Origin of the sequence: Pseudoalteromonas sp. MMG005, assembly GCF_018101015.1 — a bacterium.
GTDB classification, from domain to species: Bacteria; Pseudomonadota; Gammaproteobacteria; order Enterobacterales; family Alteromonadaceae; genus Pseudoalteromonas; species Pseudoalteromonas aurantia.
Map to the genome: position 1 here is coordinate 55,423 of NZ_JAGJEK010000011.1, position 12,950 is coordinate 68,372.

12 protein-coding genes are annotated in these 12,950 nt (G+C 39.5%); 7 read left to right on the forward strand and 5 right to left on the reverse strand.

The genetic code is table 11. The annotated features are described in order from the left end of the window. Positions 1 to 17: 17 nt before the first annotated feature. The 3 genes from J8M01_RS10180 to J8M01_RS10190 all read right to left on the reverse strand — a co-directional run bounded on the left by J8M01_RS10180 (position 18) and on the right by J8M01_RS10190 (position 1,707). Positions 18 to 473: a YchJ family metal-binding protein gene (locus J8M01_RS10180; protein WP_282098760.1), complete on the reverse strand. Its 456-nt coding sequence runs from the start codon at positions 471 to 473 to the stop codon at positions 18 to 20. Positions 474 to 485: 12 nt separating this feature from the next. Then, the gene (locus J8M01_RS10185) at positions 486 to 920 is read right to left on the reverse strand and encodes a SulA-like leucine-rich domain-containing protein (protein WP_210996179.1); all 435 of its coding nucleotides are present in this window, start codon (positions 918 to 920) and stop codon (positions 486 to 488) included. A 325-nt stretch (positions 921 to 1,245) separates the two neighbouring features. Continuing rightward, positions 1,246 to 1,707 (reverse strand): sel1 repeat family protein, encoded by a 462-nt coding sequence (locus J8M01_RS10190; protein ID WP_211057894.1) that lies wholly within the window; start codon positions 1,705 to 1,707, stop codon positions 1,246 to 1,248. A gap of 121 nt (positions 1,708 to 1,828) precedes the next feature. Here J8M01_RS10190 and J8M01_RS10195 point away from each other — a divergent pair, with 121 nt between their 5' ends. Continuing rightward, positions 1,829 to 3,118 carry an NCS2 family permease gene (locus J8M01_RS10195; RefSeq protein ID WP_211057895.1) on the forward strand — a complete coding sequence of 430 codons (1,290 nt, stop codon included), beginning with the start codon at positions 1,829 to 1,831 and terminating at the stop codon, positions 3,116 to 3,118. Between the two features lie 25 nt (positions 3,119 to 3,143). Here the strand turns inward: J8M01_RS10195 and J8M01_RS10200 are convergent, their stop codons facing one another. Next, a complete protein-coding gene (locus J8M01_RS10200) occupies positions 3,144 to 3,905 on the reverse strand; it encodes a hypothetical protein (RefSeq protein WP_211057896.1) in 762 nt (253 codons plus the stop codon). A gap of 281 nt (positions 3,906 to 4,186) precedes the next feature. On the opposite strand from J8M01_RS10200, the gene cysB reads away from it, so the two are divergent. The 6 genes from cysB to J8M01_RS10230 all read left to right on the forward strand — a co-directional run bounded on the left by cysB (position 4,187) and on the right by J8M01_RS10230 (position 12,260). After that, on the forward strand, positions 4,187 to 5,164 hold the full coding sequence (gene cysB, locus J8M01_RS10205; protein WP_192506938.1) for an HTH-type transcriptional regulator CysB: 978 nt from the start codon (positions 4,187 to 4,189) through the stop codon (positions 5,162 to 5,164). 207 nt (positions 5,165 to 5,371) lie between these two features. Continuing rightward, positions 5,372 to 6,865 carry an amidohydrolase family protein gene (locus tag J8M01_RS10210; RefSeq protein ID WP_211057897.1) on the forward strand — a complete coding sequence of 498 codons (1,494 nt, stop codon included), beginning with the start codon at positions 5,372 to 5,374 and terminating at the stop codon, positions 6,863 to 6,865. A 315-nt stretch (positions 6,866 to 7,180) separates the two neighbouring features. Further along, on the forward strand, positions 7,181 to 9,955 hold the full coding sequence (locus J8M01_RS10215) for a collagenase (RefSeq protein ID WP_211057898.1): 2,775 nt from the start codon (positions 7,181 to 7,183) through the stop codon (positions 9,953 to 9,955). A gap of 156 nt (positions 9,956 to 10,111) precedes the next feature. Continuing rightward, positions 10,112 to 10,582: a hypothetical protein gene (locus J8M01_RS10220; protein WP_192506941.1), complete on the forward strand. Its 471-nt coding sequence runs from the start codon at positions 10,112 to 10,114 to the stop codon at positions 10,580 to 10,582. A gap of 54 nt (positions 10,583 to 10,636) precedes the next feature. Further along, positions 10,637 to 11,458, forward strand: coding sequence for a DUF692 domain-containing protein (locus J8M01_RS10225; protein ID WP_211057899.1), 822 nt, complete (start codon positions 10,637 to 10,639; stop codon positions 11,456 to 11,458). A 1-nt stretch (position 11,459) separates the two neighbouring features. Beyond that, positions 11,460 to 12,260, forward strand: a complete 801-nt coding sequence (locus J8M01_RS10230) for a DNA-binding domain-containing protein (protein ID WP_211057900.1) — start codon at positions 11,460 to 11,462, stop codon at positions 12,258 to 12,260. Between the two features lie 240 nt (positions 12,261 to 12,500). Here J8M01_RS10230 and J8M01_RS10235 read toward each other — a convergent pair whose 3' ends face one another. Next, positions 12,501 to 12,941 carry a VOC family protein gene (locus J8M01_RS10235; protein ID WP_211057901.1) on the reverse strand — a complete coding sequence of 147 codons (441 nt, stop codon included), beginning with the start codon at positions 12,939 to 12,941 and terminating at the stop codon, positions 12,501 to 12,503. Between the last annotated feature and the right edge of the window lie 9 nt (positions 12,942 to 12,950).

Genomic DNA, 12,950 nt, shown 5'->3' on the forward strand with positions numbered 1-12,950 from the left:
TTTTTAGTGCGACTAGACTACCCGTGGCACTTTTTAAATTTTTTACTACTTCCGCAGGGGCATAGATCATTTCGGCCTATTTTAATTTCTGGCGGGTCAAATAACTCACCGTCTAAGTACTTCCAAAGCCCACACTCTTGAACAAATCTCGAGTTTTCATGGAGCTGACAATGTTTATCCTCAACTAAATAATGTGCTTTAAATTCTACGTAGTTATATAAATCATTGTCTGAAGTCTTAATAACGTCAAGCTTAATAAAGCTGACTTCATTGGCGAATTGCAGTATGTCAGTCGTGTTATGCATCTTCTGTTGAGAAGATGCATACGTATCAAGAATATAATTTGCATTCTTTATGCAATATGCTGAGTACCTAGAGCGCATTAGTTGCTCTGCTGATGAAGGGCTATTACTGCCCTCAATGAAGGGTTTACAACATTTATCGTAAGGTAGTAGATCGGAGCAATAGCACATATTAGCGGTTATTTAAGAAATCATAGCGTCTATTGTACACGTATCTTGGCTTGGTATTTTTGAAAAACAAAATAATTCTGTACCAGACAAATTTAAGTTCATGTTTTTTAACTGATCTGCGGTGGTTACATTGGTCCATGTGATCACAGCTGCAAAGTTACCATTATTGAGTGCTTCATTTAGTACATACTGTAAGTTTGAAATATGTTTTTGTTTAATAACCAGCAATTTACTTGAGTCTATTGAGCATCGCTCAAGCATAGATTTATTAGGAATATGCTCAGGCGCTATTAACAATGTCCAACCATGCTTTTGGTTACACAAATGAATAATATTCAATAACTCTAAATTCGCACTGATATCATCACGAGTGTGAACCATCTTTAAGCGTGTCTGCTGGTGCACTTTACTACGCAAAACGAGTGGATAGGTATTGGTGTTTAACATATTTACTCACTGGTGTTATATACAGTATTTATATACAGTAGTTTATACAGTATTTTAAGGCAAGAAGAATTTTAATTATTTTGTTTAAAAAATGTGCGGGAGCTCATAAGGTACTCATCTTTTAAATAAGTACTTTTTTATAGTGGACATATACGTGAGTTGTGTCTTTTTGGGTATAAGTTGAGCATGAGCATGAGAATGTGGCCACAGAAGCGCAAAGGTAATGCTATTTGTAAAAGCACTAACAGAATAGTCAGAGTACGCTCAATACGCACTCTTTAATGTGGTAACTATCAGCGTTTTATACTACCAAACAGGAGACGATTTACTTTTGCGGTTCAGGGCTTAAAAACTGCAGCTGGTGGATTTGCTCATATAATGTTGCGGCATAGCATTGTGCATCTTTAATTCGTTTGGTTGTTAGATGGGGTTTTACTTGTTTAATCATTTCTTGCGCGGCGGCAACCCCTTGACTTTGGGCTAATACCAACCATGCCATACCGTGGAATGCACTTTGTGGAACACCTTGTCCTTTAATAAACAGTAGACCAAGATAAAATTGTGCTTTGGTGTCACCAGACATCGCGGCAAGACGTATCCATTTAGCAGCTAACGGGTATGACTGTTCTTTGAGGTAGTATAAGCCTTTTTTATAAGCTTGTGCTGTGTCAGTTGCTTCAGGTAGACGAGCTTCACTATTTATTGGTGCTGTGACAAATTCAAGTACGTTCAATAATTGCTGTTCAAGATCATGACTTGCTGCATTGTCTAACTGAGATTTTTCCATATTACAACCGTGTTTATTTATGCACTATTTAGTGTAGCTGAATTCTAACGTTTTTGTCCGATTAAGTCAGTGCTTTATGTTAAAATCCAAGCACTTGTTTCTAATTTATATACCTTACATTATGCTGGAACGTTTATTTGCACTTTCCCATCAAGGGACGACGGTCAAAACCGAAGTGATCGCCGGATTAACTACATTTGTTACTATGGTTTATATTGTATTTGTAAACCCAGCAATGCTCTCTGAAGCGGGGATCGATATGGGGGCCGCGTTTGTGGCAACTTGCATCGCTGCGGCGATTGGGTGTTTCATAATGGGGTTTTGGGCAAACTATCCGTTAGCGCTAGCCCCTGGGATGGGGTTGAACGCATTTTTTACTTATGGCGTGGTGTTGGGTATGGGGCACGCATGGCAATCCGCCCTCGGTGCCGTATTTTTGTCTGGCTGCTTATTTCTATTACTTAGTCTGTTTAAAGTGAGAGAGTGGGTGATCCAAGCAATTCCGTTGGTTCTAAAGCAAGCTATTGCGACTGGTATTGGGGCATTTTTGGCACTTATTGCATTAAAAAATGCCGGTATTATTGTGGCAAGCCCTGCAACCCTAGTACAACTTGGTGATATTACGTCGGCTGGACCTTTATTGGCAATTTTAAGTTTCTTTATTATTGCAGCATTAATGTTTCGAGACATTAAAAGTGGTGTGTTATTAAGTATCTTTCTCGTAACCGCCTGTGCGTGGGGACTTGGTTTAGTTGAATATCACGGTATTGTGTCTGCGCCTCCGAGTGTAATGCCCACAATGCTGCAATTAGATATTACGTCAGCATTAGAATTGTCGATGTTGAGTGTTGTATTTGCATTTTTGTTCGTCGATTTGTTTGATACTTCAGGTACTTTAGTCGCAGTCACACAGAAAGCAGGATTGGCCGATGAGCATGGTAAGATGCCTCGTTTAGGTCGTGCTTTGTCAGCAGATAGTACGGCAACCATCGCGGGGTCGATGTTAGGCACTTCAACAACGACATCATATATAGAATCCGTATCAGGAGTTTCTGTGGGTGGAAAAACAGGCCTGACTGCGGTGGTAGTTGGGGTATGTTTTTTGTTGATGATATTTTTTGCGCCCTTGGCGCAAATGGTGCCTGCATATGCGACAGCTGGGGCTATTTTATATGTTGCGGTATTAATGTTACAAAATTTAAAGTTTGTGAATTGGGATGACATGAGTGACGCGATCCCTGTCAGTGTGGTGTTATTAATGACACCACTTACTTTTTCTATTGCCCATGGCATTGCACTTGGCTTTATTGCTTATACAGTGGTTAAAGTGTTGTGCAAAAAAAGCCATGAAGTGTCGGTAAGTGTATGGATACTCAGTGCATTATTTGTAATGAAATTTGCATTTAGTTAGAAAGTACAAGCCAAGAAAAAGTGGCTTACCACTTTTTCTTGGGCGCGAACAAAATATCTAAATCATCTTGCTCTTGCTCATTCTTTTTCTTAACTGCAGAGGCATTTGAAGCTTTTAACTCAGTACTTATTTCATTTAAGTACGATTCAAGTAAATTTTTCTTTTCTGTTACATAGTCATCGCTGTATGTTACCGCACAGATAGTCGCATAGGCTTTTTCAAAATATTGCCTCGCGGACCCGACCATATTTGCGGTACGCGCTGAAACACCACGCTTTATTTGGCTCTCAACGTTTATTTTTAATTGCAGTTTTTCAAGACGGCGATCTTCTGCAACAAATTGTTGCGTATCAACTTTGCCCTTAGAGTGTTCAGAACGAAGCACGTTTCTGAGTTTTTTAATGCCTTGAACTAAAGCGATAAGCTGCTTGTCATTATCAGGTAAAGATAAAGCATCACTCTTGCCTTCAGACTCAACAGGCGTATTGACTCGCTCTTTGGCTTCGTGCAAACGGTTTTTTAATTCTCTGGAGGTAGGTGAAAGCTCTACCATGGTTGCTAATGCATCATGAATTCTGCGTTGCAAAACTCGCGTTAGCATTTCAGACATAGGGATATTGGAGCTGTTCACTAAAACGTCTTCTGATTCTTCAATAACTTTTTTTTGCTTAGTTAATTCTTTACGACGTTCAGCTTCTTGTTTCTCCTTGTGCTGTTGAATCGCACTCACCCACACGGCAATGACTATCAGTGCAACAATCAACATAATAATTATAGAAACAAACATAACGAATTCTCTTTGACCACGACTCAAGAAGATGATTTTTTATATTACATCAATTAATTGCATTCTGAACAGTATTACATTCATAAGTGTGAAAAAACTTTTCTAATTCATTATTTTTCATTATAGACCATGATTCAGTTTTGGCTGATAAACAAACAAAATGGGCAATTGCTATCTCGTTCAACTTAAATATGCTAGCCTAAACGATACTGATGATATTACTCTGATCAATGTCACGGAATGTCAGTGCCGATTTATAATTAATAAGAACAAATCAAGCTATGAAATTACAACAACTTAAATACATTGTAGAAGTGCTAAATCACAATTTAAATGTCTCTGCAACAGCCGAGAGCCTTTATACATCTCAACCGGGTATTTCTAAGCAGGTAAGAATGCTAGAAGATGAACTTGGCGTGCAGATTTTTGGCCGTAGTGGTAAACATTTGACGCACGTAACCAGTGCTGGTACTGAGGTCATAAATATTGCACGTGAGATTTTATCAAAAGTAGAAGGGATAAAAGCGGTAGCAAATGAACACACTTTGCCTGATCAAGGTAAACTTAATATTGCAACAACACACACCCAAGCCAGGTATGCATTACCCAATGTGATTCAAGGGTTTATGAAAAAGTATCCGGCAGTTTCGTTACATATGCACCAAGGCACGCCCCAGCAAATATCAGATGCTGCAGCGCGAGGAGATGCTGATTTTGCAATTGCAACAGAGGCGCTACACTTATACTCAGATTTGGTTATGCTTCCATGCTATCACTGGAATCGCAGTATTGTTGTTGCGAAAGACCATCCGTTGGCGCAAAAAGCGACTAATTTAACGGTACAGGATGTTGCACAATATCCTTTAATTACCTACGTATTTGGTTTTACTGGCCGTTCTGAGTTAGATAAGGCGTTTAATGCGCATGGTTTAGAACCACATATTGTATTTACCGCGACAGATGCTGATGTAATAAAAACCTATGTTCGTTTAGGGCTGGGCGTTGGGGTTGTTGCATCGATGGCGATTGATGTGGAAGCCGATCAAGATTTAGTCTGTATTGATGCAAGTCATTTATTTGAAGCGAGCACTACAAAAATAGGCTTTAGGAAAGGCAGTTTTCTGCGTGGTTATATGTATGATTTTATAGAGCGTTTTGCACCACATTTGACAAAAGATGTTGTTGAAAGAGCCAGTTTATTACGCAATCAAGATGATGTTGATGCATTGTTTGCAGATGTAAAATTACCAATTAAATAGTTGCTTTACTAATACAAGTGTGGGTATTGAGTCAATTATTGTAACAACTCAATATCCATTATAATTACTTCATGAAAGCCCAACGAAATGGAACCAGCTTACCTCACCTGCCCACCTACTTATTTGTTTCACTGTGCTGTAATACTGTGTAATAGCTTTGCTCCATGGCTTAACTAAACTGAGTATAGTTAGGTTGGAGACCATGCTATGAATGATATAAATTTTAAGCAGCAGACCTTTTCATTAGACCATGTATTCTTTGATGGGTTATTAGATAAACTCGCTGAATATGCACAACAAATACGTCAATTAGTGGGTAATCAAAGGGTAATTGAAGATGATAAGTCATGTGATAGCAGCGCGTGCGTTCATATTATTCATAGTGGCAGAATCTATAGCAGCTTTGATAACCAAGCACATTTTTATGAAGCTATGGCGATTTATAATGGAAAAATATGGGCACTAGGCTCACTGGAAGAAGTGAAGCATAGGGTATATCAATCGGGATTTATTGCGACTTTTTATTGCTTACGCGAAGAAGAAGTTGTGATGCCCGGGTTTATAGAGCCACATTGTCATTTAATTACGTCATCAATTTTACAGCAATGGTTCCACTTTGGACCATTTGGCTTCGGCTGCCAAAAATCACAGTTTATGTCACAGTACGACCTGTCATATATCGTGCGGTCAGTTATGTATTTGGAAAAAGGTATCCCAAAGGATGACTGGTTATTGGGGTATGGGCTTTATAGTCAATTATTACTTAACAACGAAGTAAAAACCTATCGAGATATTTTTAGAATGCTAACAAAAGTGAACACTCATAAGCCGCTCGTCATTTTTGACGCGGCTAAGCCGTTTGCTTTTGTTAATTACGCCGTGTTAGAAAAGGTACACAAGTACCTAGTGCGCCAACACTATACAATAACGAAACTAGATTTCTATCGTATGGTTGAAGGGCAGGGGGGGCTGGTAGATGAACAGCTTTTATGGCTGTTGGAGGTTCTTCCAGAACATCAGTTAAAACAATACTGTACACATTTGTTTAATTTTACAGATCAATTGCTTAGTCATGCTAAAGGCCAAGGTGTTACACATTTAGGTGTAGTAGATAGTCATCCTGTGGCATTAGATTTACTGGATACTTATTTACAAAAACAGACCGAAATTCATGTGGTCAATGCAACATCTAAATGGATGAATGAGCAATCGAATACTTGTTCGGATTTACCAGATATTGATAGTTATAAGGCCGTTATAGGGAACTCAATTGCGTTGAATATAGGCGAAGTGGGTTATTTAGGTTTTGAGTGGGTACAGAGCTATCACGGACAAAGTACTTTACAGCCTTGTCAGACTTTAATTAAGCAAGGGATGAATGTTTGCTTACAATCAGGATTCCCCTTGTTACCGTTGTCGCCTTTACGCAGTGCTCAGCAAGCAATATCACGGGAGATGGAGTACGCACCTCATTGCTATATGACAAAAGAGCGAGTCTTGGGAGCCGAACAATGTTTTACACGGTTACAATCGTTAAAAAGCATTTCTATTTCAGCAGCAGTCCATTTGAAGATTAGTAATCAAGCGGGGTGTCTCGCGGAAGGTCAGCATGCTAACTATGTCGTGTTATCTGCAGATCCATTACACTGTAAAAACAAAGATTTGCGAGAGATAAAGGTTGTAAATAGTGCGATAAATTAGCCGTTACCTGTGAGGTTATTCTTTTTCAAAACGACAAATAAAATGTATTTATTCTGCGTGTTAAATCAAGCGAACCCCTGATATTTTCTGGTTATTTAAATGTGACGCTTATTGTTACTTTTTGTTAATAAGCGAAAATAAGTTAATTCATTGATGCTTAGCCTTATTTTTATATTAATGAACCTATAGTAGGAAATAGGAAGGTTTTTATGCGTTAAAGTTATATAAAATATATTGTATACTTTGTAATTTAAATGTAAAAAATATAAACCTCAATATTGAGGTTTAAACATACAACATTTAAAAAGGTATAGTATGAAATTATCAGCGCTTATGTTGGCTCTACCAACACTTGGTATAAGTATCAGTGCATTAGCACATAATGAAGAGTCACACCGTTCATTCAAACCTCACACTTCTGAGTTTGTTAATACAACGCATCATGGCCACCATGTGCCCCTAGAAAACGAGAGAGCACCGAGTGCAGTATCAGTGCAGCTTTCTGACTTTAACCAGGTCAAAAGGTTAAGCACGACAGTTCAAGTCGCGATAGCGTGTGATCTTAACGCATTGGCATCCGCGAACTCAACACAGCTACTCATCGAAATAAGAAATCAAGGCAGCACATGTATTAATGAGCTTTTTAATGCGAATGCCTCTATACAGCAACAAGTGTTTACGTCAGATAAAATGTTCGCCGCTGCCAATCAAGCAAAATTGATGGCAACCAGTTATAACGGGCAAGGTAGCAGTGAGTTAGAATCATTATTCCTATTTATTCGCGCAGGATTTTATGTAGAGTTTTATAACGATAACGTGCAGTTTGCAGCTTGGTTAAAGCCGGCCGTAAAAGGTGCGATAAATGCATTTGTTAATAATAGCCACTTCTATGATAGTAATGACGCGCATGGTCAAGTATTAAAAGAAGTTATCACTACTATGGATAGCTCTGAACAACAAGATGTGTATTTACCTGTAATCAAGCAGTGGTTAACACGTTTTGATCAAAGTTATGCCAATGTGCGGAATATGCATCGCGCAATCAATGGTATTTTTACGGTTTTATATCGGGGGCAGTGGAACGATAACTTTAAAGCGCTTGTGAAATCAGATACTCAGCTTGTGCAACTATTAAGTGAGTTCACAAAAAAAGCTTGGTTAGTCGGTGCTGACGCTGAATACTTAATGGTTAATGCTGCTGGGGAGCTCGCAAGGCTAAAAGCGTATAAGGATACCCCAATTCAAACTCATGTTGATACGGCCTTAATTCAACTTTTTTCAACGTATAAAAGCTTTGGCTATGGCGATGCTATTTGGTTAAATGCCGCTGATGTGGCAACGTATTATGCGGATTGTAGTAAATACAATATTTGTGGATTTGAAACTCAACTCACTGCACAGGCGCTATCACAAACGTATCAGTGTAGTGATACAGTTAGGATCCGGTCGCAAGATATGACGCCTGCCCAACATGTGTCTGCGTGTAGCACAATGGCAACAGAAGAAGTGCGTTTTCACACACGTTTAGAAACAAATCAAACACCAGTAGCAGATGACAATAATACTTTTTTGCAAGTTAATATTTTTAACAGCAGCGATGATTATAGAAAATATGCCAAAGCTATCTTTAAAATAGATACTAATAATGGCGGCATGTATTTAGAAGGAGATCCCAGTAAAGTTGGCAATCAGGCAAACTTTATTGCATATGAAGCGACGTATGCAAAGCCAGATCACTATGTTTGGAATTTAGAGCATGAATATGTTCATTATTTAGATGGTCGATTTGACTTATATGGTGATTTTAATGCACCAACAGAAGCAATTGTATGGTGGAGTGAAGGCGTGGCAGAGTACATTGCCAACTTAAATGATAACCAAGCGGCAATTGATACGATAAAAGATGGGTCGACTTATTCACTGGAGCAAGTGTTTGCGACCACGTATGCCGGATTTGACCAAGATAGGATATATCGGTGGGGTTATTTAGCAGTACGATTTATGTTTGAACGTCATAATGATGAACTAAACGCTATGTTAGCCCGTACCCGAGTTGGTGATTGGCAAGGGTACAAAACATTGCTTTCAAGCTGGTCAAGCCAATATGCAAGTGAATTTACTGCTTGGACACAAGAATTAGCCAATGGCACAGTTAATGATGCACCTATCGGAGTTATTAATGGCCCATATCAAGGTCTGATCAATGCAGATATACAGTTCTCGAGTCAAGGTAGCAGCGATCCGGATGGTGATATAGTAACGTATTTATGGCAGTTTGGTGATGGCACACAAAGCAATACTGCCAACCCAATTCATCGTTATGCGAATGCAGGAGATTATGTGGTGAGCTTGACCGTTACCGATAATAATGGGGCGAGTAGCGCTGTAACATCAAGTGCGGTTATTACAGGTGGTGACACCTCGGAGCCAGTTTTACGTAAAGGGATACCATTAACCATTTCTGGAGCACAAGATGAGTTGAGCTATTACACTATTGACGTGCCTGTTGGTGCGACTAATTTGCAAGTGTCTACTGGAGAAGGTACGGGAGATGCGGATCTTTATGTTCGCTTTGGCAGTAAGCCAACATTGGCTGAATATGATTGTCGCCCTTATAAAGGCGGCAGTACTGAGCAATGTGATATTGCAACGCCCGAGGCAGGGATCTATCACGTGATGGTTCGTGGTTATAATAGTTACGCAGATGTGCGCTTATTGGCAGATTTCGAGCAAGCAGCAGTGGCATTACCAGATACATGTCAAACACAAGGGGCGGTAACCAGTGGCCGTCTTATTTCAGGAGAGGCTGTGTGTTTAGGCAATCAGGCACCGATGTGGTTTAGTATGGAAGATGTAAGTGGTCACACTCAAATTAAAATAGAAACAGCACATGGTACAGGTGATATTGCGCTGGAATATAGTAATTCCGGATGGCCCAACGATGTAAATGTTGATGCAAGTTCAAATAATGTCGGCAATGTAGAATGTATTAATCTCAACGGTCAGTCGCAGTATTGGGGTTATTTAAAGGTATCAGGAACTAGTGCCGGCACAACAATAAAAGTGACTTATGATGAAGGGGGCTGTTAGGTCAATTATTCAAACTAAGTGCTTGTAAAAAAAGGTGGCAGTGCCACCTTTTTTTAAATTTATAACACGGCAAAAATAAAAACCTCACCTACACTGAAATAGATCTTCGCTTTATTGGGTCAACTATCAGGCTTATAACATTAAGAGGAAATTCACATGAAAGCACTTACAGGCGCAGCAATGGCAATGATGGTTGCCGGGTTGGTTGGTTGTAATAGTACAAATACTGCAAATTCATCAGCAAGCTCAACCGCAGCCAATGCTGCTGCGAGTGCAAGTTCGACCGATCTTGTTCATTGTTATGATGTAAACGTGTGTGGTGGTCATAATGACTGCAAAACAGCAAGTAATGCCTGTGCAGGGCAAGCGTCATGTAAAGGTACAGGGTTTGTTGCAATGCCGAAAAAAGCATGTGGTGATGTAGGCGGTAAAACAAAAGATGCGTGGGTCGGTGAAATAGCCAAAGCAGCATTGGTACATTGTCATGATGTAAATATTTGTGGTGGCCATAATGACTGTAAAACCGCGAGCAATGCTTGTGCTGGGCATGCATCTTGTAAAGGTACGGGTTTTGTATCAATGCCAGCGAAATCTTGTGGTGACATCGGTGGTAAAGTAAAGAGTTAATAACTAGCAATTAGTCCACTTAGGCTATGGATGGCCTTTTTATGTAGGAAGTCTATGTCAGTACCGTATTTAGGCTTTGGGATGGGGTTACGTACATGTTACTTCGAACAAATAATCTCAGAGCGGCCAGCGATCGACTGGTTTGAAATCATTTCAGAAAACTATTTTGTATCAGGTGGCAAACCTTGGTACTACTTATCACAAATAAAAGAGCAATACCCCATTGTTATGCATGGTGTGTCGATGTCGATAGGCAGCACCGATGACATTAATACTGACTATTTGAAACAGTTAAAGCGAACCATCGCACGGGTTAACCCAGCTTGGGTATCGGATCACTTGTGTTTTAGCGCATTAGGTGATTTCAATAGTCACGATTTATTACCGATGCCTTACACGGAAGAAGCATTAAATCATTTAACTCAGCGTATATCACAAGTGCAAGATTATTTAGAAAGGCCGATGATATTTGAAAATGTGTCGAGCTATCTAACTTACAAACAATCCCATATGACAGAGTGGGAATTTTTGGCACAATTACATAAACAAACAGGTTGTCAGTTTTTATTAGATATTAATAACGTATATGTAAGTGCGAGAAATCATAGCTTTTTAGCGATGGATTACCTCAATGCGATACCAAAAGAAAGTATCGCGCAAATACATTTAGCTGGACATCAAGATTTTGATAGCCATATTATTGATACACATGATGAGCCTGTCTGTGACGCTGTATGGTCTTTATTTTCAGAGTTTAGTCAACAAGTTCCAGCCGTGAGTACTATGATAGAGCGTGATGATAACTTCCCACCATTAGCGGAATTGCTAGCTGAATTAGAACATGCAAAAGCGTTAACCCGAACACATTGGGGGTAATATGAGTGATTTAGCGACTCTGCAGCATGCTTTTATTGCGCTGCTTCATAATGGAAATAATAGCTTAGCAAATAATATCGTTGATCAGGCACCGTTAGAGGTTTGCCAGCGCTTGGAGATTTATCAAAGTGCTTATCGGATCAGACTTCGTGGTGTTTTAGAGCAAGACCATGAAACATTAGGGTTTTATTTAGGTGATGAGCTGTTTGAAGCAATGATGGATGGGTACATCAACTATTACCCTTCACAATCACGCTCGCTAAGACAGTTTGGGGAACGGTTACCTGAATTTTTACGCATTACTCCACCATTTTCAGAACATGGGATTTTAGCGGAGATCGCTGAGTTTGAACGTATTTTATTGAGCTCGTTTGATAGTGGTGACGCATCATTGTTACGGTGGCCGCAATTACAGGCCATTGACATTAATCAATGGCCAAATATGGTGCTACAGTTGCACCCTAGTGTCTATTTTTTTAAATGTGCCTACGCAAGTGTAGAAAGTTGGCGAGCATTAAAAGAAAAAAAGACGCCGCCATTGGCTGATATTCATGAGCCGCATCATTGGCTGATAGCACGAGGGACAGATCATCGAACTGGATTTCATCCTCTAGATAAAAAGCAATGGTTATGTCTAAAAAGCATCGCAGATGGTATGCCGTTTAGTATGGTGTGCCAATCTATTGTTGGAGAATTTGATGATGAGCAAACATGCTCGATGTTTGTGATTGGTGTGTTGCAGTTAGGGATTGAACAAGGTTGGTTCAGTGGCGTCAATATGCTACATGGCACCTTAGTTTAACCAGTATAGGTGTTCAAAAGTAACTTTTACCGTTTAATGTACCGGTAAAAATACACTGGAAATTCAAACTAGTTATTATACCAACGTTATTAATGCGGTGACGATCCTAGGAGTCAATGATGATTAACTGCGTTAAAGTTTGCCTATGTAAAATAACGACATATTGAAACTTTCTCTTTGTTAGTCAGTGTTTATATGTCGTCGTATTTGACTGATGATTTATTACTATTTTTTTTGACGTTACCAGCTGCCCGTATTTTGCATCGATTGCCATGGTTCTTGAGCGGGCAAAGCTTCGCCTTTTTGTAGCAACTCAATTGAAATACCATCTGGAGATTGAACAAACGCCATATGTCCGCAGCGAGGAGGGCGATTAATTAAGACTCCCGCGTTCATTAACTTCGTACACGTGTTATAAATATGATCAACAGAAAAAGCCAGATGACCAAAGTTTCTGCCACTTGTATATTGCTCAGGATCCCAGTTATAGGTTAACTCTATAGTGGGAGTGAATGTTGTTTTTGCTTCTTCTAATTGCCCTGGCGCGGCAAGATATATTAATGAAAATCGACCTTTTTCGCTGTCGTAACGTTTAACCTCAATTAGGCCCAGTAAATCGCAATAAAAATGCATTGATGCGTCTAAATTTTGCACGCGAACCATAGTGTGTAAAAATTCCATAAAATTGCC